This is a genomic window from Nonomuraea candida (assembly GCF_000725485.1).
Classification (GTDB): Bacteria; Actinomycetota; Actinomycetes; order Streptosporangiales; family Streptosporangiaceae; genus Nonomuraea; species Nonomuraea candida.
Genome location: NZ_JOAG01000052.1, coordinates 25,065 through 49,832, shown reverse-complemented (window position 1 = coordinate 49,832; position 24,768 = coordinate 25,065). Strand labels below are relative to the sequence as shown.

Here is a 24,768-nt window from a genome sequence, read left to right as displayed (position 1 = left end):
GGCGATCCAGGGATGAGCGAGCAGGGGTTCATAGGACGTCAAGGGATGGCCTCCGGTGGTGAGAGCAGGGATGGGGACGCAACCGGCCTCCTTCTATCCGCAGCACGCGGCCGGCGCGGGCGGCGACGGCCGGGTCGTGGGTGACCGCGAGGACGGCGAGGCCGGTTTCGTGGCGCAGCGTGTCGATGAGGTCGAGGACCTGGGCGGCGGTCCGGGTGTCGAGGGCTGCGGTGATCTCGTCGGCCAGCAGCACGGCGGGATCCCCGGCCAGCGCCCGGGCGAGCGCGACCCGCTGGCGTTGCCCTCCGGAGAGGGTGGCCGGGTAGCGGTGCGCCAGCTCCTCCGGCAACCCGACGATGGCCAGCAGGTGACGGACGTGCGCGCGGGCGGCCCGGCGCGGGAGCCCGCGCAGGGTGCGCAGGGGGCGGGCGAGCGCCGCACCGACGGTGCGGGCCGGGTTGAGCACGTCGAGGGGGTTCTGCCCGACCAGGGCGAGGGCCCGGAGCGCGGCCGGGCTCCGCTCGGTCACGGGCCAGGGCAGCGCTTGTCCGGCCACGGTGGCCCGTCCTCGCTCGGCGGGGTGCAGGCCGGCGAGCACGCGCAGCAACGTGCTCTTGCCCGAGCCGGACGCCCCCAGCACGGCCACGCTCTCCCCCGCCGAGATCGTGAGGTCGACGTCCGACAGCAGCGGCGCCCCGCCGGGCGGCTGCGCGATGGTGAGCCCGTGCGCGTCCAGCACCACTCTGCCGCCCGGCACCGCTCTGCCGCCCGGCACCGCTCTGCCGCCCGGCGCCGGCTTTCCGCCCGGCGAGAGGATCGGCGCCTGCGGTACGCCGTCGTCCCTCCCGTCGGGGCCGAGCCGTACGACATGGTCGGCCAGTTCGCGCACCACAGCCAGGTCATGGGAGACGATGAGGGTCACCGAGCGGCTGTCGCCGCGCCGCCGCCGTACCTGCTCCAGGGCGAGGAGGAGCGCGGCCGGGTCGAGCGCGCTGGTGGGCTCGTCCAGCACGAGCAGCTCGGGATTCGCCGCCAGCGCGCGGGCGAGCGCCACGCGCTGCGCCTGCCCGCCCGAGAGCTGGTGCGGGCGGCGACGGCCGATCTCGGCGGGGTCCAGGCCCACCTCGGCGAGCGCCCGCTCCTCCGCTCCCGCGCCGCGCGCGGCTCTGGGCAGCGCCTCGCGCACGGCCGCCCGCGCGTCCAGCAGGGGATGCAGCGCTGAGGCCGGATCCTGGCCGAGGAAGCCGACGGTGCGCCGCCGCCAGCGACGCGGGGCCCGTACCGGGGCGCCGTGCCATTCGATCTGGCCGCTGACCCGCGTCAGACCGGCGGGCAGCGCTCCCAGTACGGCCCGTAGCACGGTCGTCTTGCCCGCCCCCGACGGGCCCGTCAGGGCGAGCACCTCGCCGGGCGCGATCCGCAGGCTCAGCCGATCGACGATCGACGTTCCCGCCCGGTCGGCGACCGTGAGCCCGCGAACGGTCAGCCCGTCCCGCCTCATGACCGGCCGTCCCAGAGGGAGTGCGAAAGCGCCGCCACGCTGCCGGCCAGGACCGCCAGGGCTGCCGCCGGCGCGATCGTCGCCGCGGCGTTCAGCCCCAGGCCCTGGAGGTTCTCGCGGAGCATGGCGGCCCAGTCCGGCGCGGGCGGCGCCGGCCCGAATCCGAGGACGTTGAGCGCGGCGGCGAGCTGCACGGCCAGCACCAGCCGCTGGCCGAGGTCCGCGCCGACGAGCCCGGCATGCGCGGGAAGGACCTCGCGCAGGAGTACGGCGCCGCCCCGCTCGCCCCGGGACAGCGCCGCCTCCACGTAGCCGGCGCGCCTGGCCGTGGCCGTGGCGTCGGCGACCACCCGCAGGGTCAGCGGCGTGCCACCGAGCACGGTGCCGGCGACCACCGCCGCGGGCCCCGGCAGCGTCACCACCGCGAGCAGGGCGAGCAACAGCAAGGGCAGGGCCAGCAGCAGGTCGGCGGCGCTTGCGGCGGCCCGCCCGAGCCGGCCGCGGCTCCATCCCGCCCACAGCCCGCCCGCCACCCCCAGAGCCGAGGCCGTCAGCGCGGCCGCGATCGCGGTCAGGGTCAGGTCCCGGCCGCCGGCCAGGACCCTGGCGAGCACGTCCCTGCCGAGCGCGTCGGCGCCGAGCGGCAGCCCGGGGCCGGGTCCGGACCACGGTGGCGCGACGATCGCGACCGGGTCGCGCCCGGCCACCGCCGCGCCGCCGAGCGCCACCAGGAGCATGCTCCCGGACACGGCCCCGAGGATCAGCGCAGCACGCGAACGGTGCCCGGCACGGACCTGCGGAATCGGCTCGACGGAGCCGTTCATCCGCTTCATCGGCGCTCCGTCGCCGGGCGGGAGGCGTCGGCGGCGGCGAGGCCGGCCACCACGACGGCGGCGGCCAGCAGGGCGACACTCTGCACGACCGGCACATCCCTCGTGGAGATGGCGGTGACCAGCAACTCTCCCAGCCCGGCCAATCCGAACAGGGTCTCCGCCACGGCCGTGCCCGCGACCAGGCCGCCGAGGGTGACGGCGAGGAGCCGGGTGGCGGGCGCCGCGACCATCGGCAGCACGTACCGGAGCGCGATCGCGGCCGGCGGAAGGCCGCGCAGCTCGGCGTCACGCACGTAGGGCCGGGCCATCACGTCCGCGATCGCCCCGCGGAGCAGGGCGGCGCCGTACGCGGCGATCGGGAGCGCGAGCGTGAGCACGGGCAGCGCGAGCAGATCGGGCCGGCTCCAGGCCGGCTCTCCGGCGGGCAGCATCGAGACCGGCGGGAACAGCCCCCACGCCGCCGACAGCCAGGCCACCAGCGCTGCGGCCACCACGGCCTGAGGCAGCGCCGCGCCTGCCACGATGACGGCGTTCGCCGTTTGCCGCAGCCACCGAGGGCCGCGCACGGCGGCCCAGGCCAGGGCCGCCGTGAGGGGCACGCCGACCGCCAGTGCCGCCACGGCCAGAGCGAGCGTCACGCCGGCCCGCTGCGCGACCAATTCACCGATCGGCCGGCCGGTGATGAGCGACACTCCCGGATCGCCACTCAGCACGTCCGTCAGCCAGTCCAGGTAGCGGACGTGCGGAGGGCGGTCCAGCCCCTGCTCCGCCCGCAACCGGGCCAGCTCCCCGGGAGCGGCCCGGCCGCCGCCGAGGACGTCCGCCGCGTCACCCGGCAGCGCCGCCGTGCACAGGAAGATCACTATCGAGGCGGCGGCCATCAGCAGGACACCCCTGGCCAGCGCGCGGGCGGGCCACGGCAGTCGGGCCATCTCAGCCGTCCAGGCTCACCTGGTCGATGAAGGCCGAGGCGAAGCCGATCCCCTCGGGCACGCCGCTGAGCCCGGCCTTGGCCAGGTCGAGGCGGTCGCTGAGCGCCCAGATCGCGTAACCGCCCTGGTCGCGGAGGTCGGCCTGCAGATCGCCCAGGAGCCGGCGCCTGATGGTGTCGTCCGGCTCGGCCAGGGCCTTGTCGAGCCCCGCCGACCAGGTGCGGTCCTGCCACGCCGTCTCGTTGGTCGGGGAGCCGGGCGTGAGGGCCACCCGTGCCACGTCGAGGAACGGGATGCCGCCCAGGTAGCTGACGTAGAAGGGCTTGCGGGCGTAGACGGCGGAGAAATAGGTGTCGGCCGGCTCGACGGCGACCTTCACCCGCATCCCGATCTCGGCGAGCTGCTGGGCGATCAGCGTGGCGGCGCCGTCCATGCCCGGGTAGGCGGTGGTGGTGTGCAGCGTGAGGTCGGCGCCGTCCGCGAGGCCCGCCTCTGCCATCAGCTTCTTGGCCTGGGCGAGGTCGCGGGTGCGCTGTGGCAGGGTCGCCGGGCTGGTCGGGTCCTTGGGGGTGATGAGGTCGTTGCCGACCTCGCCGTAGCCGAGGAAGACGGTGTCCAGCAGCTGCTGCCGGTCGAGGGCGAGCCGGACGGCCCGGCGTACCCGCGGGTCGTCGAAGGGCTCGGTGTCCGTGCGCATGACCAGCGGGTACAGCGTGGCGCCCGGCCGGCGCAGCAGTCGTACCGCGCTGTTGCCCTCCTGCTGCCTGGCCAGCGTGGCGGGCACTCCCCCGGCCAGGTCGACCTGGCCGGACAGCAGTGCCTGGGCGCGTGCCTGCGGGTCGGGCACCGCGCGCACCTCGATGGTCTCGGCCGGCGGCTTGGGACCCCACCAGTCGTCGTTGCGCTCGTACACCACGGCTTGGGCGCCGCCCTTGCCGGTGGGGCGGAACGGGCCGGAGCCCGGCACCGGCTTGCTGAAGTCGTCGCTGCCCTCCGGCACGACGAACGTCGCGCCCTCCAGTGCCTTGCCGACCTCGGCGTAGGGCTTCGTGGTGACCAGCTCGAAGGTGGTGTCGTCGATCACCTTGGCGGCTTCGAGGTCGAACATGGCCATGCGGCCGAAGTTCTCCGCCGCCTTCTTGCCCATCCGTCGCAGCGAGAACAGCGCGTCTGCCGCCTTGACCGGGCGACCGTCGGAGAAGGTGGCGTCGCCGCGGATGGTGATGCGCCACTTGGTCAGGGTGGCGTCGGGCCGCCACTCGGTGGCCAGGCGCGGCTTGGTGGCGCCGTCGGCGCCGGGAACGGTGAGGACGTCGTAGGTCAGGGCCATCCTGACCACGTCGCTCTCACCGGGCAGCAGACCGTGCGGGTCGGTGACGGCGTTGGACGGCGAGCCCGGCGCGGCATAGCGCACGGTGGCAGCCGCTGTGGTGGCCGATGGAGAGGCGGTGGTGGCAGGTGCGGTGCCGGGCGCGGTCCCGGAACAGCCCGCCAGGAGGGCGACCGCGGTGACGACCGCCGCTGACCGGCGGCGGAGCTGGGTGTGCATGGTTACCTTTCGCGAAGTCGCGCCAGCGCCCTGTCGAGCGCGGCGTTGATCAACCGGGCCACGGCGGGCAGCACGGGAGGATGCAGCAGGCCGTAGTGATGGGCCTCGACGCCGGCGGCCTCGACCGGGCCGGCCAGGTAGCGTCCCCAGCCGAGGTCGGGCCGGTCCGGCGGGGTGTCATCGACGCCCATCCCGATGCCCGAGTTGCGAGGTGCGGGCCGCTCCGCACGGATCAGCAGGGTGACCGTGTCCGGGTCGGCCAGCCGCCGCGGGGTGTGGGCGGCCAGCGCGCGCAGGTGCCTGGCGAACACGGCCACCCGCCCCGCCAGGTCCTCGCCGCGGCCGAGCAGCCGGTGCTCGCGCAGCCGGTCGGCGACCGCGGCCATGCGCCGCTCCTGCGGCACGTCACCGATGCTCAGGTCGATGCCGAGGTACGCCTCCAGGGCATGCAGGTGCCGGAGCGTCACCTCCCACTCGATCTCGGCGGCGTCGCGGCCGGGAACCTCGCGGATGAGCGCGGGGTCGTTGGAGTCGAGCAGCGCCAGCAGCGCGGTGCGCCGGCCGCCGGCGTGCAGGTGCCGGGCCATCTCCTGGGCCACGGTGCCGCCCATCGACCAGCCGCCCAGCAGCCAGGGGCCCTGTCCCGGGCCGCCGGAGGCGTCGATCGCGCGCACGTACTGCTCGGCGATGCCCTCGACGGTCTCCGGTCCCGGCCCGTACGCGCCGGCCAGCTCGGGGTCGGCGAGCGCCACGACGTCCACGCGGGGATCCAGCAGCCGCGACAGCTCGGCGTAGCACAGCACGTCGCCGCCCGAGGGGTGGGCGAGGTACAGAGTGGGGCGGGCCGGGCCGCCCGGCTCGGCCCGCAGCGGCAGGACGATGTCGCGCACCGGACTCGCTTCGGCCACCGCCGCTCGGGGAGCGGGCTCGTGGCCCGGAGGTGGTGAGGCCGCGCCGGGTGACGGTGTGACGCGGCCGGACGAGGGAACGGCGTGCCCGGGCTCGCCGTGGGTCCAGGCAGCGGGAGATCCGGCCAGCTCACGCACCCGGGCCACGTGCCCGGCGATCGCCGCCTCCAGCTCGTCGCCGGGCAGGACGCCGTCCAGCGCGTCCCATTGCAGGCGCAGCTCGCCGTCGTGTTCGAGCACCTGGTGGTCGAGCCAGGTCTGCGGGGTCTGCGAGAGCGCGTACACCTGCTCGCCCGCCCACTCCAGGTGGCCGCCGCCGTCCACCATGTCCGTGATGCCGAGCGCGCTGGTGAACACCACGGGCACCGGCCGCACCCGTCCCGTCCTGGCGGCCTGCTCGGCGAGCACGTCCAGTGCGGAGAAGCCGCGGTGGTCCAGGTCGTCGAACATCCTCTCCTGGGTGGCGGCCGCCCGGTCGGCGAAGGTGGCGGCGGGCTCGGCGGGCACCTCGTGCAACAGCAGGGAGGTGAAGTCGCCGACGACCCGGTTGACGTGCGGGTGGATGGCCGGGCGGTCGAAGAGGGTCAGGGTCACGCAGAACCCGGCCGAGCCCGACCAGCGCGCCAGGACGTCGGCGTAGACGGTCAGCAGCGCCGCCGCCGGAGTGACCCGGTGCCGGGCGGCGGCCTCGCGGAAGGCCGCCCATTCCTCGTCGCCGAGCCGTGCGGACCGGCGTACGAACCGGGGAGGCTTCCCGTCCGGGTCGCGGACCGGCAGGCGGGGCGGGCCGGGAAGCGTTTCGAGGCGTTCGCGCCAGTAGCGGGCGGCGCGCTCGTCGCCCCGGCGCTCCAGGGCGGCGGAGCAGGCCGCCGGATGCAGGTCCAGCGGGGGCAACGGGACGCCGGGGCCGGTGTAGAGGGCGTGCAGCTCGGACTCGATGATCCACCAGCTGGCGGCGTCGCAGATGAGTACGTCCACCCCGATGAACAGCCTGATCACGTCGCCGGGCAGCCGGGCCGCCTGGATCTGCGCCAGCGGCCAGCGGTCGGGCGGGCCGGGCTTGGTGGACAGCCGCTCGCGCAGGACCGCCAGCCGTTGCGCCCGGCGCTCCGGGGGCATGGCGGTCAGGTCGTGCGCCCGGATTCGATAGCGCGGGAGGTCGTCCAGCACGCGCAGCCGTCCCTCGGGGGTGGCCACGGCGCGGAGCATGGGGTGGCGGTTCACGACCTGGTTCCACGCCTCCTCGAAACGGGCGAGGTCCAGGCCATGGCAGTCGTACTCCAGGTAGAAGTGGCAGGGCAGGTCTCCCCACTGATAGCCGCCGTCCCGTCCGATCCAGTAGGCGTGCTGGACGCGGGTCATGGCAAAGGTGCCGTCGCCGTCGAGAACGTCCTCCTCCAGCGTGGCCTCCTGCTCCGGCCGGGTGCCCGCCGACTCGATCAGCTTGGCGATGCCGGCCACCGTGGGCGCGCTCAGCAGGTCCCGCATTCCCGGCCGTACACCGAAGCGTTCGCCCAGCGCGGCCAGCATCCGCACGCCCAGCAGGGAGTGGCCGCCGAGCGCGAAGAAGTCGGCGTCGCGGTCGGTCACCGAGACGCCGAACAGCTCCGACCACAGCCCGGCCACCACCCGCTCGGCCGGGGACAGACGCGCCACGTCGCCGCCGGTGGCCGCGACCGTCCTGGGCCGGGCCGCCTCGGCGATGCGCGGGTTGAGATCGGTCGCGGCGACCGACACGATCGGGGGCAGCGTGCCGTGCTCGCGCGCGGCCAGCAGCCGGTCCAGCGCCTTGGCGCCGGTGGCGGCGTCCAGCGCGCCGGCGAGGACGACGGTCGCCTCGGCGCCGTCCTCGGCCACCCGCCATCCGTCCCAGACCGCGCTCACCCATCGGGTGGGGCCGGGCGCGGCGAGGCCGAGCGCGTCCATCGCGGCGTTGGCGGCCGCGTAGGGGCCCATGCCGACGCCACCGACCAGCGTGGTGACCGAGGACATGAGCAGCACCGTCCGGGGACGGCGCTCCGCCGGCAGCGCGGCGATCGCGTCCCGGAGCGCGAGCACTCCCCCGGCCTTGGCCCGTACGTGCTCGGTGGCCTGCTCGGCGTCGAGCGCTCGCAGCGGGTCCAGCCTCGCCCCGGCGACCACGCCTGCCGCGTGAACGACGAGCTCGATCGGCCCGTCCGCGGAAAGCTCCTCGATCAGGGCCGCAGTCGCTTCGGGATCGGTGGCGTCGCAGACCCGTACGTCCGCCCGCGCGGTTCCGCGGCGATCCGCCGTACGTGACGTGACGACCACACGATGCCCGCGGGCGGCGAGGTGTCCGGCGAACAGCTGACCGACCGCCCCGAGGCCGCCGGTGATCAGCACGGTGCCCGGCGGTGTGGCGCCGTCTTCGGTGACGGGCGGGGCCCACGGTGCCAGGTGTCGCCGCCACCTGGAGGCGCCCCGCAGGACGGTCTCCGTTCCCGCGCCTTCCCCGCTCACGAGGGCGGCGAGCTCACCCAGCACGGTGCCTGCGTCGGCGGCGGGATCGGCCGGCGTGCCCAGGTCGAGCGTGGCCCACCGGAGGCCGGGCTGCTCCTGGCCCAGCACCCGCGGGAGCACGCGGACGGCCGCCTGGACCGGGTGGGGTGGTGGGTCGCCCCCCACCTGTTCGCCGTGGCGGGTGACCAGGAGCAGGCACGGCCCGCCGGGCTGCTCCGCCGCCGTGGCGGCGACCTCGCCGAACGTCAGTACGGCGGCGGAGAGGGCGTCGACGTCCGGCTCGGCGGCCGCGGCCACCACGACCAGCCCGGCCAGGGGACCCGGGGGATCGGCCGCTTCCAGGCGGTCACGCAGCTCGTCCGCCAGCGCGCCGGCGCCGATCACCGCCCAGCGCCCGGCCGGGATCGGGGCCGGCCCGGTGGGGACGATCTGGGTCCAGACCGGGACCTGCAGCGGCTCGTCCGCATCGATCTCCGACGACGTGTCCGGGGAAGGCGGGTCGATCCACAGGCGGCGGCGCTGGAAGGCGTACCCCGGCGCGTGCACCCGCCGCCGTCCGGCACCGGGCAGTGCGGCCAGGTCCACCGGCCGGCCATGGGCCCAGAGCGTGCCGGCGACCGCCCGCAGGCCGGTCGACTCCGGCTCGTCGGCCGGCAGGGTGGTGGCCACCGACCGCACGCCGGGCAGGGCGTTCCTGCGGGTGAGAGCGGACAGGGCGCTTCCCGGTCCGACCTCCAGGACCACGGTTTCGTCCGCGCGGCCGAGGGCCGCCCGCAGGGCCCGCGCGAACCGTACGGGCTCGCGCAGCTGCCGCGTCCAGTGGCCGGCGTCCGCCAGCTCGGCGCCGATCGAGGCGCCGGTGACCGTGCTGAACACGGGCACGGTGGGGGCGCCGCCCGTCAGCCCGGCCAGCGCCGCGCCCAGGCCGGGCAGCTCCGGCTCCATCAGCCGGGAGTGCATCGCCGCGTCCACCCGCAGCCGCGTGCCCCTGATGCGACGTCCGCGCAGCTCGTCCGCCAGCCGGTCGATGGCCGCCGCGGGCCCGGACACCACGCACGCGGCCGGGGCGTTGACGGCGGCGAGATCGAGGTCGCGGTGGTGCGACAGCAGCTCGCCCACCTCGTCCTCGCCGAGCGGCACCGCGAGCATCGCGCCGCCGCCGGCGGCTCTGGCCGCGGCGGCGCACCGGGCGGCGACCAGCCTGGCGGCTTCGGAGAGCGGCAGCGCGCCGCTCACGGCCGCGGCCGTGCACTCGCCGAGACTGTGCCCGACGAGGGCGTCGGGCACGATGCCCCACGACGCCAGCAACCGTGCCGTCCCGTACGACACGGCGAAGACGGCCGGCAACCCGAATCCGGCGTCGCGCAGGCGTGACTCGGCGATCGCCGGATCCATGGCGTCGCGGACGTCGGCGCCGAGCAGCGGGCGCAGCAGCTCCGCGCACTCGTCCACGGCCTGGGCGAAGACCTGCTCGTCCCGGTAGAGCTCGCCGCCCATCCCCGGATAGGCGCTGCCCGCGCCGGGGAAGGTGAACACCAGGCGCGGGGCGGCGGCCCTGACGGGGGCCGCCGCGGCCAGGCCGGCCCGGCCCACGCCCGCCACCCGGTAGGCCAGCTCCACTCGTCCCGTGGCCAGCGTGTACGCGAGATCGGCCGCGTCGGGCTCGTGCCGGGACGCGACGGCGCGGGCGGTGGCGAGCGCCGCTTCAGGGGTGGCGGCCGAGACGGCCAGCAGCTGGGGCCGCCGATCGGCGGGGGCGGGCGGACGCTGAGGGGCCGGCCCGAGCACGGCGTGGCAGTTGGTGCCGCCGATGCCGAACGAGCTGACCCCTGCCAGGGAAGGCGTGTCCCAGTCCCGGGTCTCGGTGACGACGTCGAACGGCGAGTCCTCCAGGCCGAGCAGCGGGTTGAGCGGCTGAGCGTGCAGCGACGCGGGCAGCACCCGGTGCCGTACGGCCAGGACGGCCTTGATGAACGAGGCGATGCCCGCGGCCGAGTTGGCGTGCCCGATGTTGCCCTTCACCGAGCCGAGCCCGCACCAGGCCGGCCCGGCTTCGCCGAACACCCGCCGCAGCGCGGCCACCTCGATGGGATCGCCGAGCGCGGTGGCGGTGCCGTGCGCCTCGACGAGACCGATCTCGCGCGGTGAGGCTCCGGCCACCGCGAGCGCTTCGGCCACCGCCCGGGCCTGCCCGCGCATGGACGGCGCGGTGAACCCCGCCTTGTCGGCCCCGTCGTTGTTGACCGCCGAGCCGTGCAGCACCGCGAGCACGGGGTCGCCGTCGGCCAGCGCGTCGTCCAGGCGGCGCAGCACCACCACGCCCACACCCTGGCTGTAGACGATGCCGGTGCCGTCCGCGCTGAAGGGCCTGGTCGTCCCGTCCGCGGCGTACACGCCGCCGGCGACGTGCACGTATCCCTGGCCCTGCGGCACGATCAGCGACACCCCGCCCGCGAGCGCCGTGTCGCACTCGCCGGACAGCAGCGACTGCGCGGCCAGGTGCACGGCGACCAGCGAGGTCGAGCAGCTCGACGCCACCGCCACCGCGGGGCCCGTCAGGTTCAGCCGGTAGGCCGTCTGCAGCGGCAGGTAGTCGGCCTGGGTGGAGATCGCCGTCTGCAGGCTGCCGAGCGGGTCCCGTCCCGCGCCGGTCGGGTTCCAGCGGCCGGCGAGGTTGCTCGCCAGGTAGGCGCTCTGCATGGCGCCGGCGAAGACGCCGACCGCGCCGGCTCCGCGTCCGCCGCCGTGACCGGCGTGTTCCAGCGCGTGCCAGGCGCATTCGAGGAACAGACGGTGCTGGGGGTCGAGCAGGGCCGCCTCGGCGTCGGTGAATCCGAACGGCTCGGGGTCGAAGTCCGCCTGCCCCTCGATGAGCCCGCCCACCGGGACGAAGCCCGGGTGCGCCCGTAGCCTGCCCGGCACGCCCCTGGCGGCCAGCTCGTCGTCGGTGAACCTGGTCAGCCCTTCGCGGCCGTCCCGGAGCAGCTCCCAGTACGCTTCGGCGTCGGGCGCGCCGGGGAAGCGGCAGGCCAGGCCGACGACGGCGATGCGATGGTGCGCGGCGGTCATCCGGCGAGCTCCGCCGCACGCGCCCGGGCCGCGCGGCGGGCGGCGGCCTGGTCAGAGGCCGGCCCGGATGCCGGCGGCGACATGTCCGGCCGCGACATGTCCGGCGGCGAGGTGTCCGGCGGCGGAGGGGCGGCGTCGCGGGAGGCCTCTTTGCGGGCGGTGATGAAGGTGGCCAGTTCCCTGACCGTGGGCCGGGCGAACATGTCCACCACCGTCAGTTCCTCGTCGAGCTCGGCTCTGAGGGTGCGGTGGGCGAGCACCATGGTCAGGGACGAGGCTCCCAGCCGGAAGAAGGGCGTGTTCACGTCGACCGGCGTCTTGAGCAGCTCGCTGAAAACCCTGGCCACGGCCCGCTCCACCTGCGGATCGGAGCCCGCCTGCGGCGCGGCCGGGGCGGGAGCCGGCGGTTTCCGCCGGGACGCGGGCCGTGAGCCGGCGCCGGGTGTGGCGGGCGGCATCGTCGTGGCGAGATCACGCGTGAGCGGCTTGCCGGCGCCACCCCCGGCGTCAGGGGCGGGCTGCCCCTCTGCGCCACCCTCGGCGTCAGGGGTGGGCTGCCCCTCTGTGCCACCCTCGACGACGAGCTCCATCACCCCGTCGGGCGACACGGTGAGGCTGATCCGCAGCCCATGGGTGACCGTGGCACTGATCGTCTTCGGCTGCGGCGGCGTCGCAGGAGGCTCCTGCGCATGGAGCCCGCCATCCGGCACGAGAACCTCAGCCGGGCTCCCGGAGGGCCGGTAGGGGTTGGCGAGCGCCGCGTAGTCGATCTTGCCGTTGTCGGTGATCGGCAGGGTGTCCATGAGCAGGAATCGGTTGGGCACCATGAAGCCGGGCAGGCTCGCCCGCAGGGTCTCGGCCAGTTCGTCGTCCGACGGCGGCGCCGCGGGGTCGGCGGGCACCACGTAGCAGACCAGCCTGGGCCGGTCGTCGGGCCCGGGCACCGCGCGGGCCACCGCCTGCCGCACGGCGGGGTGCCGGTCGAGCGTGGCCTCGATCTCGCCCAGCTCGATCCGGTGGCCCCGGATCTTGACCTGCCGGTCCAGCCGGCCGAGGAACTCGATCGTCCCGTCGTACCGCCAGCGGCCGAGGTCGCCGGTGCGGTAGAGGCGGCGGCGCAGGATCGGGTGCGTGATGAACCGCTCGGCCGTCTGCCCGGGATCACCGACGTAGCCGCGGGCCAGCCCGTCTCCGCCGATGTGCAGCTCGCCGGGCTCGCCCACGGGGCAGGGCCGGCCGTGCTCGTCGAGGATGTGGAAGGACTGGCCACCCAGCGCCCTGCCGTACGGGATGCTCGGCCAGGACGGATCGACCTGTCCGATGGGGTGGCAGATGGACCAGATCGACGCCTCGGTCGCCCCGCCCAGGCTGACCACCTCGGCGTCCGGCGCGAGCGCCCGCAGCCGGTCGGGCAGCGTCACCGGGATCCAGTCGGCCGACAGGAACACCAGCCGCAGCGTGGCCAGCGCCTCGCGCACCGCCTCCGGTTCCAGCTCGGCGTACTCCACCAGCATCTCCAGCAGGGCGGGAGCGGTGTTCCACACGGTCACGCGGTGGCGGGCCATCAGCTCCAGCCAGTGGCCGGGGTCGCGCTGACGGTGGGCGTCGGGCAGGACGACGGCGCCGCCGGAGCCGAGCACCGAGAAGATGTCGTAGACCGACAGGTCGAAGCTGTACGCCGACAGTGCCAGCACCCGGTCGTCGGGGCCGAGGGGGAAGCGGCCGTCGAGGTCGTCGAGGGTGGTGCGGGCGGCGCGGTGTTCGATGGCCACGCCCTTGGGCCGCCCGGTCGAGCCCGAGGTGAAGATGGCGTAGGCGAGGTCGTCGGGCGCGGGCCGGCGCGGCTCCGCGGAGCCGGGGTGCCGGAGCACGCCGTCGGGATCGAGCCGGTGCACGCTGATGTGTTCCGGCCAGGCGGTGTCGTCGGCGTCCGCCGCCAGCAGCGCCGTCCGGATCGACGCCTGCTCGCTCAGGGAAGCCACCCGGCCGGCGGGCCAGGACGGTTCGACGGGCACGTACCCCGCTCCGCTGGCCAGCACCCCGAGCAGCGCGGTGACCTGGGCGACGCCCTTGTCCGCCACGACCGCCACCAGGTCGCCCGGCCCGATCCCGAGCGCGGCCAGCGCGCGGCCGGTGCGCAGGGCTCGCCCGGCGAGATCTCCCGCTGTCACTTCGCGGGCCGGATCGAGCAGGGCGGGCGCGGAGGGGGCCCGTTCGGCGGCGGCGCGCAGCGGGTCGTCCAGGAGTGGACCGGCCCCGTCGAACGCCCCGCCCGCCACGTCCTCGTCGGCGCGGAACGACGGGTCCCAGCCGAGCGCGGGGTCGGTCCACAGTTCCGGCTCCGTGGCCAGCCGCCGCAGGAGGCGGACGTGCGCGGCCAGCATGCCGTCGACGAACCCGGCCGGCAGCGCGCCGTCCACGGCGTCCCACGCGATGCGGAGCCGGCCGTCCTCGTCCCAGACGATGTGGTCCAGCATGACCTGGGGCGTCTGCGAGACACCGAAGACCTCGGTGCCGAGCCAGGCGGCCGGCGGCTCGCCCGGGCCTGCCAGGCCGATGCCGCTGGTGAAGACGACGGTGTGGGTGGGCACGGGCAGGCCCGTGGCCGGGTCGGTGACGCGGGGGCGCTCCCCCGCCTCGATCGCGGCGCGCAGCGCTTCCATCCCGGAGACCGCCCGGTGGTCGAGATCGGTCCAGAACTGGCGGTTGACGGCCGCGGCGTAGCCGGCGAAGCCGTACCAGCGGCCGGGGTCGGCGACGGGGATCTCCACCAGGACGGTGCTGGTGAAGTCGCCGACGATGCCGTCCAGGCCGGGGGTGTCATCGCCGCGGGCGAGGTCGTCGCGGTCGAAGAGGGTGGTGTTGAGGCAGAAGGGGTCGCGGGCGCCCCAGCGCTGCAGCACCAGGCCGAAGGCGGCCAGCAGCAGGCCGGTGGGGCTCAGCCCGTGCGCCGCGCCCTGCTTGCGCAGCTGCGCCCACTCCTCGGCGGGCAGCTCCGCGGCGTGCCGGACGAGGCGGTGGCCGCTGAACTCGGCCGGACCTCGGGTCCACGGCAGGGCGGGGCCGTCAGGCAGGCCGGGAGCGCGGCGGGCCCAGTAGGCGGAGTCCAGCTCGCGGCGCCGCAGCGCGGCCGGGTCCGTCAGCCGGCGCCGTACGAGGTCGGCGAAGCCGAGAGGCGGCGGGGGCAGTTCCAGCTCGGGATCGGCCGTGTACCGGCCCCACTCCCTCATCAGCCGCATCCAGCTCATGAGGTCCAGGGCCAGCACGTCCACCCCGACGAACAGCCGGGTACGGCCGTCCGGCAGGAACGCCGCCCGCAGGTCGAACAACGGCCACCGGTCGGCGGGCAGCACCTGATGCGAGCACTCCGCGCGCAACGCCTCCAACGCCTGCCCGGCCCGTTCCGGGCTCTCACCGCGCAGGTCGGTACGGGCGATGACGTAGTCCGGCACCTGGTCGAGCACGGTCTGCCTGGCCTCGGCGGCCACGACCATGCGCAGCATCGGATGCCGCCGGACGAGCCGGTTCCACGCGCTCTGCAAACGGTCGAGGTCGGCTTCCTGGGAGCCCGGTGGCACGCGGTCGTACTCGAAGTAGTAGAAGGTCGCCACTCCCCCGAGCGGGAACGCGGGATCCCGGCCGACCAGGTAGGCGGTCTGGATCGGAGTCAGCGGGAAGGACTCGCCGCCCTCGGCGGGCTCGTCCGCGACGATGCCGGCGGCGACCGTCCGCGCGGTCGCGGAGCCGAGGAAGGCCGTCAGCGGGAGTTCGAGCCCGGACTCCTCCAGCAGCCGCCGGCGCAGGCGCACAGCGGTGAAGGACTCCAGCCCCAAGGCGGTGAGCGGGGTGTCAGGGTCCAGGTCGGAGGGCCGGAGTTCCAGTACGTCGGCCAGGCAGGCGAGCACGTCTTCGACGGTGGCGGAACCCAAGGGTGATCCCTTCCCCAAGTACGGCAATGGAAACGGTTTTCATTGCGACACATCTTCGCCGATTTGTCTAGATCTTGAAAATGATTACCGTTATTTCGTACGATCTCGCCTCATGTCGCCGTTGAACGACCGTGCCGACGGCGCGGGGCACGCTGCCATCGCCGGTGCCGACCTGAGCGGCACGGCCGGAGCCGTCGCTGACCTGGATCGATTGATCCTGCTCGGCCTCTCGGCCCACCTGCACCGGCACAGCCGTCTGGGCCGGAGCGCGGCCGGCCTGCCCGCCGGGCCGGGCCAGGACCCGGCGCACGAGGCCGACACCATCGCGGGCGATCTCGGAGCCGCACCGCGGCACCGCTGGATCGCCGGCCACTGGCTGGGCGCGCTCCACGAAGCCGGCCTGGTCGGCAGGGACGCCGCAGGCCGCTTCCACGACCTGCACGCCCCCCGCCGCGCCGAGCTCGTCACCGCCCGCACCCGCATGGAAGCCGCGCGGCTGGCGCTCGGCTATCCAGCCGAGCTGGCCGAACTCATGCTGCGCTCCCTGCGCCTGCTGCCGTCCCTGCTGAGCGACGAGGTCGGCGTGCAGGCACTGCTCTACCCGGACGGCGAGCCCGCCACCGCCGAGGCCGTCTACCGCGGCAACCTGATCAGCCGCTACCTCAATGCCGCCGCGGCCGAGGTGATCAGGGATCTGGCCGGGCGTTCCACCCGGCCGCTGCGCATCCTGGAGCTGGGCGCCGGCATCGGCGCCACCACCGCCGACCTGCTGCCGGCGCTGGCGGGCAGGCCGGTCGAGTTCTACCTGTTCACCGACCTGTCACCGTTCTTCCTCGACACCGCGCGCCGCCGCTTCGACGCCGGATTCCTGCGCTACGCCCTGCTCGACATCGCCCACGACCTGCCACGCCGCCCGGACGAGCTGGACCTGATCGTCGCGGCGACCATGGCGCACAACGCCCCGCACGTCGGCCGCCTGCTCGGCCGGGCCGCCGCGTTGCTGGCCCCCGGCGGCCGGGTGCTGCTCATCGAGACCGTCCGCGAGCACCCCCAGTCGCTCACCTCGATGCCGTTCGCCCTGTCCACTCACGACGGGCCGCCGCGCCGGCTCGACGGCCGGGCCGGCACCACCCGTACCTACCTCAGCCGCGAGGAATGGCTGAGCGCGCTGGAAGGCGGCGGGCTGCGGGTCGAGGTGGACCTGCCCCGCCCCGCGGACCCGCTGACCGCGCTGTCGCAGCGCCTGTTCGTCGCCACCCGCTGATCACTCGACCATGGGAGTACACGTATGAAGGAACTGGCCGAGATCTGGTCGGAGCTGCTCGGCCTGCCGCCCGGCGAGATCCCGCACGACGTCGGGTTCCTGCGCCTGGGCGGCGACTCCGTGCTGGCCGTCCGCATGTCGGCGCTGGTCCGCAAGCGGCTCGGCGTCGCGCTCGCCCTGTCGGACGTGCGGGTCGAGACCACGCTGGACGACCTGGCCGAGCTCGTACGCCGGCACACCTCCGGCGGCGCGCCCGCGACCAGGGCGCTGCCGCTCACCGTCACGCCGCGCCCCGACCCGCACGCCGAGTTCCCCCTGCTCCCCCTCCAGCAGGGCTACTTCGTCGGCCAGCAGGACGGCTGGGAACTGTCCTACGACTCGGCCCACTACTACCTCGACTACGCGCTGACCGGCGTGGACGGCGACGAGGCCGCCGACGCCCTGGCGGACGCGGTCGGACGGCTCGCCACTCACCAGCCCACGCTGCGGGCCCGGGTCACCCCCGACGGCCGCCAGCACGTCCTGCCCGCCGACGCGCCCGGCGCGGTGCCCCAGGTCCGGGTGTACGACCTGCGCGAGGCCGGCCCGGCCGAGATCGCCACCGCGCTGCGCGACGTACGGCAGGAGATGAGCACCAGCGGTCCCGACCCCACCCGCGGCCCCGGCATCGACGTCCGGCTCACGCTGCTGCCCGGGGACGAGGGCCGGTTGCACCTCGGCCTGAGCCTGCTGATCTTCGACGGCTGGTCGTCCAGCGTGCTCAGCCGCGACCTGCTCGCCTTCGTCGCCGACTGGAACGCCGCCCTGCCGCCCCTGGACATCCACTTCGGCGACTACGTCACCTCGCTCGCCGACCTGCCCGCCACCGAGGCATGGCAGGCCGACCGGGACTGGTGGTGGTCCCGGCTCGACACGCTGCCGGGACCGCCGGCGCTGCCGCTGGCCGCCGACCCGCAGGAGGTGCGGCCGGTCACCATGGGCAACCGTGAACACCGCTGGCGCGCCGAGAGCTGGGCGGCGCTGCGCCGGCAGTGCACCGACCGGGGCGTGACCCCGTCCACCGCCATGCTGACGGCGTTCGGCGTGGTGCTGGCCCGCTGGGCCGGGCACCGCCGGATGTTGCTGAACTCCCTCCAGCTCAACCGGCTGCCGATCCACCCCGAGGTGCAACGCGTGGTGGGCGCCTTCGCCGCGACCATGCTGCTCCCCCTCGACCTGGCCGCCGAGGCCACGTTCGCCGAACTCGCCGCCACCGTGCAGGCGACCTCCGGCGAGCACGCCGCCCACAACCTGATCACCGGGGTCGAGGTCGGGCGCGAGGTGGCCCGCCGCCGCGGAAGCTGGCGGCCGGTCGGGCCGGTCGTCTTCCAGAGCGTGCTCGGCGTGGACGCGGCCATGGGCGGCGGGCCGCCGGAGGAGGCGGGACCGCTTGGCCGGGTGGTCGCCTCCGACTACTTCCACCAGCTGCGCACGCCGCAGGTGGCGATCGAAGTCCGCTGCTTCGAGCTGGGCCCGGAGATGGTGGCGGTCTTCTCCCTGGTCGAGGAGCTGTTCGACACCGATCAGGTGACGGCGGCGTTCGCCGAGTTCGTGGCGCTGGTCGACGCCCTCGCCGACGGGAGCGGCTGGGACCGGCTGCCCGGGCTGCCGGAGGAGACCGAGCCCGGCCCGGCGTCCGGTCTGCGGCTCGGCCTGCTGCCCGAGCCGGCCGTCCGCCACCGGGAAGGGCCACCGGCCGACGATATGGAGCAGGCGGTCGCCGACGTGTTCGAGGAGCTCCTGGAGGTGCCGGTACTCGACCGGGCCGCCGACTTCTTCGGCCTCGGCGGGGACTCCCTGCTCGCGGTGCGGGCGGTCGTGCGGCTCGCCAAGGAGGCCGGCGTCTCCGTGCCCGTGCGCGAGTTCCTGTCCGACTCCACGGTGGCAGGGGTGGCCGCCGTCGTCCGCTCCCGCCTCGGTGACCAGCGGTGATCGGGATCCTGGGCGCCACCGGCGCGGTCGGCCGCACGGCCGCGCAGCGTATCGCCGCCTACGGCCTCGGGCCGCTCCGCGTCGGTGGCAGGAACCTGACGAGGGCCGCGGACCTCGCCTCCTCGCTTCCCGCGCCCGCGCACGCGGTCCGGGCGGACCTGAACGACCCGGCCGAGCTGGCCGCCTTCTGCGACGGCTGCCGGATCGTGGTCAGCTGCGCGGGGCCCACGTACCAGGTGCTGGACACGGTCGCCCGCGCCGCCTTCGCCGCCGGCGCCGACTACGTGGACATCGGCGGCGAGCTGGCCGCCAAGGACGCGCTCACCGGCGAGGGCGTCGCCGGTGACCGGACCGCGGTGTTCTCCGCCGGGGTCATGCCCGGCCTTTCCGGCCTGCTGCCCCGGCTGCTGGCCAAGGGACGCCCGCTGCGCCGCCTGGACGTGTACGTGGGCGGTGCCGCCGTCTTCACCCCGCTGTCCGCCGTGGACGCGTTGCTGACCAGGGGGCCGAGGTTCGGCGAGCCCATGGCGGCCTGGCGGGAGGGCCGGGTGGCCCCCGGCACGCTGGCCCCCCTGCACCAGGTGCGGCTGCCGGGCTTCCCGGTGCCCGTGCACGCCTGGCCGTACCTCACCACCGAGGCGCAGACCCTGGCCACCGACACCGGGGCCGACGAGGTGCGCTCCTACAACGTCTTCGTCTCCAACCGCCTCCCCGAGGCTCTGGCCGCGACGTGGGCCGAGGTGCCGGACGCCCGCCCCGAGACACTGGCACCACACGCGGAGACCGTGGTACGCGCCTCCCTGCGGGACAACGCCGACTTCGGCGCCTTCTACGTCATGCTGTTCACCGCGCGCCCCCGTCCGGGCGCCCCGCCCGGGCCGACGAGAGTGCTGCTCACAGCGGTGGACTCCTACGCGTTGAGCGGGGTGGTGATGGCGCTGGCCACCCGCGCGGTGCTGTCCGGCTCCGTACCGGCCGGCGTCCACCTGGCGGCCGAAGTGCTGGACCCCGACGCCACCGCGTCCGCTCTGCGGAAGGACGTGCTGGTGGAAGGTCTTACTGTCGAATAGGGACACCTGCGCCTCCGGCCTGCCGTTCACCACGAATGGCTCACCGCCGGGGGCGCAGGTGTGGAGACCATCCGGTCAGGCTGCCGCCGCGGACCTGCGTGCGGTTGAGGAGAGAGTGAGGTCGCGGCCGAGCACGGCGGATCGATCGGCCCCGGAGAGCGGTCCGGCTCCGGAGCCAGAGCCGCAACGGGGCTTGGGCGGCTTCCGGCCGCCCTGGGCGTTCATCGTTCTCGTGGCCCTGCTCGCGGCGGGCCGGTTCCCGCTGGTCGCGAGCGGCCTCAGAACCGGTCGCGAGCGGCCTCAGCCGCGACCGGCGGGGCGGCCCGGTGCTTCTTGGCCTGGCGCCGGGTGCGTCAGGAGGTGGCGCCAGCGGTCGGCGGACTCGATGATGTCCAGGCTGACGCGTTCCAGGAACGCCGCCGTCTTGGCCAGCCGTTGCCCGACGGGGCCGTCGAGCCCGTAGGTCTCGGCCACCGCCCTCGTGGCACGTACCGTCTCCAGGGTCTGCTGCCTGCTGATCACGACGGCGTGGTACCAGGCGCCGTCGTCGATCGCGTAGATGGCGCGCCGGCGCCGGAGATCGCGCTCGCGACGGGCGTATCCCTGCTGGACCAGGAAGTTCACGGCCACGGAGACGGAGGCCGGGCTGACGTTCAGCCGGCGGGCCAGCTCGGCCGCGGTGCGCCTGCCGTCCTCGGCCAGCGCCAGGTCGTGGTGCACGCGCGCGGCCGTCCTCGGCATCCCCGCTCTGACCGCCATCTCGATGATCTCCTGCTCCATCGCGGCGAGCGGCGGCGTGGCCCTGTGCGGGGATGCCGGCGTGCCGCGCCTGGCCCGCTGGATCGTCGCCTGGTGCGCCTGCTGGGGCAGGTATGCGGCGGGGCCGCCGTTGCGGGCGATCTCCCGGGCGATCGTCGAGGCCGGCCGCTCCAGCCGCCTGGCGATCTCGCGGTAGGAGAGCCCGTCGGCGAGTCCGGCCGCGATGCGCCGGCGCTCCTGGTGGGTCAATCGTCGTCGTGGCATGCCGCCAGTGTTGCCTTAGCCGTCATTCATTGCAACACGGTGTCGCTTTCGGAGACAGCGTCGTTGCGCCAATTTATCCACCTCTACCTGCGATAACGCATTTCTTGAGATTGACGCTCTGCCGAATGCAACGTAGCTTTCGGGATGCACAGAACACGTACTATCGCGAAGCGAGGATCCCCTATGAGCGCATCCCCCCGCAGGGTCACGAACAACCCGGGCCGGACGCCGAAGGCGTTCCGGCCGGTGGCGGTCACGGCGCTGGCGGCCGCGCTGCTGACCGGGACGGCCGCACCCGCCGTGGCCACCGCGGACGGCGGGGCCGTGCCGACGGCCGCCGCCGGGCAGAACCGCCCGGAGCTGCAGAAGGCCGTCCAGGCGATCGTCGATGCCGGGTTCCTCGGCGTGCAGGCGCGCGTGCACGATGAGCGTGGCGAGTGGGCCGGCAGCGCCGGACGGCGCAAGCTCGGCACGAAGGCCGAACCGCCGGCGAACGGGCACTTCCGCATCGGCAGCAGCACCAAGCCCTTCGTCGCGACCCTGGTGCTGCAACTGGTGGCCGACGGCAAGATCAAGCTGGACGCCCCGGTGGCCGACTACCTGCCCGAGTTCGAGCTGGACCGGCGGATCACGTCGCGGATGCTGCTGCAGCACACCAGCGGGCTGTACAACTACACCGGCGAGTTCCGCCCTGACGGGTCGGTCGAGCCGGGCATCCCGGCGACGGGCAAGGAGTGGGCGGACGCCCGGTTCAAGACCTACCAGCCGGAGGAGCTGGTGCGGTTCGGGCTGTCCAAGGAGCTGCGGTTCACGCCGGGCGAGAAGTGGAGCTACTCCAACACCGGCTACACGCTGGCCCAGCTGCTGATCGAGAAGGTCAGCGGCCACTCGATGGCCGAGGAGATGAAGCGGCGGATCCTGGGCCCGCTCAAGCTGCGGGGCACCGTGCTGCCGGGCGCCTCGCCGGAGCTGCCCAGGCCGCACCCCCACGGCTACTTCCGCTACCAAGACGACGCCGGCCAGTGGAAGGTGATCGACGTCACCCGCCAGAACCCCTCCATGACGGCCGCCGCCGGTGACATGATCTCGACCACGCAGGACCTGGCCACGTTCTACTCCGCTCTGAACGGCGGCAAGCTCCTGCCGGCCAGGCTGCTGGCCGAGATGCGCAAGACGCACCCGAAGAGCGCCGGCCCCTTCGGCGGCTACGGCCTCGGGACATACGTGCAGGACCTGGGCCCGGGCTGCGGCACCGTCCTCCACCACAACGGCAGCACCGCGGGAGGCTACGTGTCGGTGCTGTACGGCACGCCCGACGGCAAGACGACCCTGACGGCCTCGATCACTTACGGCGACACCGCCCCCGACCTGGCAGAGGCGTTCCCCCAGGCGCGGGACGACCTGCTCAAGCAGGTCTTCTGCGACGGGCCGGCCGGCAGGGCCAAGCCGGCCCGGTAGCCGAGCACCGGACCCGTACCCCTCGAAGACAGACCCCTTGCGGCCGTGCGCCGGCGTGAGAAGGGCCACGCCGAGCTCATTGAGCACGGCGTGGCCGGCCCGAGAGGCACGGACGCCGAAAGATCCGCAGGACACGCTTCAGTGATGCCGACCCGGCCCGCGACGGCCGGACGGTCAAGGCACGGCCGGACGGTCAAGGCACGGCCGGACGGTCAAGGGACAGTGGTGCGAGGCGTCCGGGCGAACGGAGTCAGAGCCGGATCCCCTTAATGATCTTCGCTAGTTCGGGGACGAGAGGCCGGCCGGCCATCACGGTGACCACGACGCCCTTGCGCTCGACCCAGCCCGCGTACCGCCCGTTCCCCAGCGCGCCGTCGCCCTCCTGGGTCAGCACCTGACGGGAGCCGATCCGCACGGTCCTCGTCTCGCCGGAGAACGTCCCCAGCTCGAACGGCGCGTTCTTGAGCTGGGCCAGCCTGCTCGCCTTGGGCCAGCACACCACCCGCACCCACAACGACCGCTGCTTGGGGTCGACCTCGCTGCGGTCGTCGAGCCACTGGTAGCCGTACTCGGTGAGGCCGTCGTGCCTGTTGACGACGACGCCACCGTAGGTGAACCCCTTCGGCAGGTACGTGACGCGAACCCCCTTGATCGCGCCGGCGCCTCGGGGCGGCCTGTCGGTCTTGGCGGCCTGTGACCGCTTCTCCTCCGCCGGGGCCGGGACCGGGCAACCGGGCCGCTGGGCGGCCTGCGCCGGCAGCGCGATCAGCGCCGCGGCGACGGGCAGCACGGACAGAGCGGCGAATCGCTGGATCTTGTGCATGCCGGGTTGGATGCCACAAACTCGCAAAAGGTTCATTCCGCTGCCCAGCCACGCGAAGCTTCGCTCCACCGGCGACCGCCTGCGCGCTCTCGCCGTGCGCCTCGCGGACGGGTTCAGAACGCTGCGGGGCGGCTTGCGGCTCCCACGCCTTTCGACCATCCGCCTGCGCCCTGTGTACGGGTGAGGCCCGGGCGCCCTCCGGCCTGGCTCCAGAGGTGTCATCCGGCGATTAGGCTCGCCCTGAAGAAGGGGGCGTTTGTGCGGATTTCTGAGGTGCAGCGGCGGGCGCGGATCGGGGTGCGGCACCGGCTGGCGAGCAAGGCCGCCACCCCCGAGGAGGCGGCGGCGGCCGTGGTGGCGCTGCACGGCACGGACCCGGCGACGGTGTTCCTGTCAGCGGGCGCCCGCCTGGCGGCGCCCGGCCCCGAGCCGGTCGAGCGGGCCCTGTACGCGGACCGCACGCTGGTGCGCATGACCGGCATGCGTCGCACGGTGTTCGTGGTGCCGGCGGAGCTGGTGCCGGTCGTGCACCACTCCTCGGCGCTGGCCATCGCCCGCAGGGAGCGCGCGTCGGTGCTGAAGACGTTCGGCGAGGGCGGCTGGGACGAGGCCCGGCTGAAGGACGTGGAGGCGTCCGTGCTGCGGCTGCTGGCGGACTCGGGCGACGCGACGGCGGCCGAGCTGGGCAGGCTGGAGCCGCGGCTGCGCGAGCAGGTCAGGGTGGCCGTGGGCAAGCCGTACGAGGGCGTGGTGAGCGTCGGCTCGCGGCTGCTGGCGCTGATGGCGATGGACGGCCTGCTGGTACGGCGGGCCCGCGCCGGCGGCACCTGGGTCAGCGGCACGCACTACTGGGGCCTGGCGCCGGAGATGGCCGAACTGGCCGTGCACGAGGCGCAGGCGGAGCTGGTGACCCGGTGGCTGGCGGCGTTCGGTCCCGGCACGGAGGCGGACCTGAAGTGGTGGACCGGCTGGACGCTCAAGGACGTGCGCCGGGCGCTGTCGGCCGCCGGCGCGGTGGCCGTGGAACTGGACGAGGGCGTGGGTTACGTGCTGCCCGGCGACGAGGAGCCGGTCGCGGCGCCCGAGCCGTGGGCGGCGCTGCTGCCCGCGCTCGACCCGACGCCGATGGGCTGGCAGGCGCGCGACTGGTACCTGCCGCGTGAGCACCGGGCCGAGCTGTTCGACCGCAGCGGCAACGTGGGGCCGACCGTCTGGTGGGACGGCCGGGTCGTGGGCGGCTGGGCGCAGCGGCCGGACGGCGAGATCGTCTGGCGCCTGCTGGAGGACGTGGGCGCGCAGGCCAGGGCCGCGATCGAGGCCGAGGCGGCCGGGCTGGCCGCCTGGCTCGGCGAGGTCAGGGTGACTCCCCGCTTCCGCACCCCGCTGGAACGCGCGCTGGCATCCTCGTGAGAACGGCTTCGGCCGGGCCCGCCGTGTCCACCTCGGCCGGGCCCGCCGTGTCCACCTCGGCCGGGCCCGCCGTGTCCACCTCGGCCGGGCCCGCCGTGTCTACCTCGCCCGAACAGTGCGGCCGGTCGCGCGAAGGGCGCGCTTGAACTCGGGGCATTCGACGACAGGGTCGTGGGTGCAGGTGGCGGCGTGGCCGAGGCTGTCGCGCATGCGGGTGAGCCGGGCGATGCGCTCGTCCAGGTCGGCGGCCCGCGCGGCCATGCGCTCGCGGAGGCCGGGGTCGTCCTGGCGGGCGTCGAGGAAGCGGCGGATCTCGGCGACGCCGAAACCGGCCGTGCGGGCGCACATGATGAGGTCCAGGCGGTCCATGACGTCGGGGCGGTAGGTGCGGCGCAGGCCGTTGCGGCCGGTGGAGGCGATCAGGCCCTGCTTCTCGTAGTAGCGCAGCGCCGACGGCGCCAGCCCGGACCGTTGCGCCACCTCCGCGATGTCGAGCAGCTCCTCGGGCATCGACGCCTCCTTGACTTGAATCGCGCTTCAAGTAGCA

At 74.7% G+C, this 24,768-nt stretch carries 14 protein-coding genes; 5 read left to right on the top strand and 9 right to left on the bottom strand.

From position 1 onward, the window contains the following. Window positions 1-28 precede the first annotated feature (28 nt). From IO39_RS36810 to IO39_RS36785, 6 genes are read right to left on the bottom strand one after another with little or no spacing between them, the layout of a single operon-like run. Window positions 29-1,501, bottom strand: a complete 1,473-nt coding sequence (locus tag IO39_RS36810; protein WP_052423840.1) for an ABC transporter ATP-binding protein — start codon at window positions 1,499-1,501, stop codon at window positions 29-31. Continuing rightward, window positions 1,498-2,334 (bottom strand): ABC transporter permease subunit, encoded by an 837-nt coding sequence (locus IO39_RS36805; RefSeq protein ID WP_245642502.1) that lies wholly within the window; start codon window positions 2,332-2,334, stop codon window positions 1,498-1,500. The genes IO39_RS36810 and IO39_RS36805 overlap by 4 nt, the downstream gene beginning before the upstream one ends. Next, window positions 2,331-3,266: an ABC transporter permease gene (locus IO39_RS36800; protein WP_043633713.1), complete on the bottom strand. Its 936-nt coding sequence runs from the start codon at window positions 3,264-3,266 to the stop codon at window positions 2,331-2,333. The genes IO39_RS36805 and IO39_RS36800 overlap by 4 nt, the downstream gene beginning before the upstream one ends. Before the next feature lies 1 nt (window position 3,267). Further along, complete coding sequence (locus tag IO39_RS36795; protein ID WP_043633710.1) at window positions 3,268-4,815, bottom strand: ABC transporter substrate-binding protein; 1,548 nt, start codon at window positions 4,813-4,815, stop codon at window positions 3,268-3,270. A gap of 2 nt (window positions 4,816-4,817) precedes the next feature. Beyond that, the gene (locus IO39_RS36790; RefSeq protein ID WP_052423839.1) at window positions 4,818-11,273 is read right to left on the bottom strand and encodes a type I polyketide synthase; all 6,456 of its coding nucleotides are present in this window, start codon (window positions 11,271-11,273) and stop codon (window positions 4,818-4,820) included. Then, the gene (locus IO39_RS36785) at window positions 11,270-15,202 is read right to left on the bottom strand and encodes a non-ribosomal peptide synthetase (RefSeq protein WP_157549439.1); all 3,933 of its coding nucleotides are present in this window, start codon (window positions 15,200-15,202) and stop codon (window positions 11,270-11,272) included. Before IO39_RS36785 ends, IO39_RS36790 begins: the two co-directional genes overlap by 4 nt. Before the next feature lie 112 nt (window positions 15,203-15,314). Between IO39_RS36785 and IO39_RS36780 the strand changes: the two genes are divergently transcribed. Genes IO39_RS36780 through IO39_RS36770 form a run of 3 tightly spaced genes read left to right on the top strand, consistent with a single transcriptional unit; the run spans window position 15,315 to window position 19,507 of the window. After that, entirely contained in the window at window positions 15,315-16,466 is a 1,152-nt protein-coding gene (locus tag IO39_RS36780; RefSeq protein WP_052423838.1) for a class I SAM-dependent methyltransferase, read from the top strand. A 24-nt stretch (window positions 16,467-16,490) separates the two neighbouring features. Beyond that, window positions 16,491-18,437 (top strand): phosphopantetheine-binding protein, encoded by a 1,947-nt coding sequence (locus IO39_RS36775; protein WP_043633707.1) that lies wholly within the window; start codon window positions 16,491-16,493, stop codon window positions 18,435-18,437. Beyond that, entirely contained in the window at window positions 18,434-19,507 is a 1,074-nt protein-coding gene (locus IO39_RS36770; protein ID WP_043633704.1) for a saccharopine dehydrogenase NADP-binding domain-containing protein, read from the top strand. The genes IO39_RS36775 and IO39_RS36770 overlap by 4 nt, the downstream gene beginning before the upstream one ends. Window positions 19,508-19,807: 300 nt before the next feature. On the opposite strand, the gene IO39_RS58225 is transcribed toward IO39_RS36770, so the two are convergent. After that, window positions 19,808-20,530, bottom strand: coding sequence for a GbsR/MarR family transcriptional regulator (locus IO39_RS58225; protein ID WP_043633701.1), 723 nt, complete (start codon window positions 20,528-20,530; stop codon window positions 19,808-19,810). 183 nt (window positions 20,531-20,713) lie between these two features. Between IO39_RS58225 and IO39_RS36760 the strand changes: the two genes are divergently transcribed. Further along, window positions 20,714-21,988 carry a serine hydrolase domain-containing protein gene (locus IO39_RS36760; protein WP_052423836.1) on the top strand — a complete coding sequence of 425 codons (1,275 nt, stop codon included), beginning with the start codon at window positions 20,714-20,716 and terminating at the stop codon, window positions 21,986-21,988. 250 nt (window positions 21,989-22,238) lie between these two features. Here IO39_RS36760 and IO39_RS36755 read toward each other — a convergent pair whose 3' ends face one another. Continuing rightward, window positions 22,239-22,811, bottom strand: a complete 573-nt coding sequence (locus IO39_RS36755; protein ID WP_043633699.1) for a hypothetical protein — start codon at window positions 22,809-22,811, stop codon at window positions 22,239-22,241. Between the two features lie 258 nt (window positions 22,812-23,069). Between IO39_RS36755 and IO39_RS36750 the strand changes: the two genes are divergently transcribed. Next, window positions 23,070-24,221, top strand: a complete 1,152-nt coding sequence (locus IO39_RS36750) for a winged helix DNA-binding domain-containing protein (RefSeq protein WP_043633697.1) — start codon at window positions 23,070-23,072, stop codon at window positions 24,219-24,221. 99 nt (window positions 24,222-24,320) lie between these two features. On the opposite strand, the gene IO39_RS36745 is transcribed toward IO39_RS36750, so the two are convergent. Then, window positions 24,321-24,731 carry a MerR family transcriptional regulator gene (locus IO39_RS36745; protein ID WP_043633695.1) on the bottom strand — a complete coding sequence of 137 codons (411 nt, stop codon included), beginning with the start codon at window positions 24,729-24,731 and terminating at the stop codon, window positions 24,321-24,323. Window positions 24,732-24,768 lie beyond the last annotated feature (37 nt).

What these genes read in the sequence shown, in the direction of transcription:
- IO39_RS36810 (WP_052423840.1), bottom strand. Translation starts at nt 1,501, where the DNA reads ATGAGGCGGGACGGGCTGACCGTTCGCGGGCTCACGGTCGCCGACCGG.
- IO39_RS36805 (WP_245642502.1), bottom strand. Translation starts at nt 2,334, where the DNA reads ATGAAGCGGATGAACGGCTCCGTCGAGCCGATTCCGCAGGTCCGTGCC.
- IO39_RS36800 (WP_043633713.1), bottom strand. Translation starts at nt 3,266, where the DNA reads ATGGCCCGACTGCCGTGGCCCGCCCGCGCGCTGGCCAGGGGTGTCCTG.
- IO39_RS36795 (WP_043633710.1), bottom strand. Translation starts at nt 4,815, where the DNA reads ATGCACACCCAGCTCCGCCGCCGGTCAGCGGCGGTCGTCACCGCGGTC.
- IO39_RS36790 (WP_052423839.1), bottom strand. Translation starts at nt 11,273, where the DNA reads ATGACCGCCGCGCACCATCGCATCGCCGTCGTCGGCCTGGCCTGCCGC.
- IO39_RS36780 (WP_052423838.1), top strand. Translation starts at nt 15,315, where the DNA reads ATGTCGCCGTTGAACGACCGTGCCGACGGCGCGGGGCACGCTGCCATC.
- IO39_RS36775 (WP_043633707.1), top strand. Translation starts at nt 16,491, where the DNA reads ATGAAGGAACTGGCCGAGATCTGGTCGGAGCTGCTCGGCCTGCCGCCC.
- IO39_RS58225 (WP_043633701.1), bottom strand. Translation starts at nt 20,530, where the DNA reads ATGCCACGACGACGATTGACCCACCAGGAGCGCCGGCGCATCGCGGCC.
- IO39_RS36760 (WP_052423836.1), top strand. Translation starts at nt 20,714, where the DNA reads ATGAGCGCATCCCCCCGCAGGGTCACGAACAACCCGGGCCGGACGCCG.
- IO39_RS36755 (WP_043633699.1), bottom strand. Translation starts at nt 22,811, where the DNA reads ATGCACAAGATCCAGCGATTCGCCGCTCTGTCCGTGCTGCCCGTCGCC.
- IO39_RS36745 (WP_043633695.1), bottom strand. Translation starts at nt 24,731, where the DNA reads ATGCCCGAGGAGCTGCTCGACATCGCGGAGGTGGCGCAACGGTCCGGG.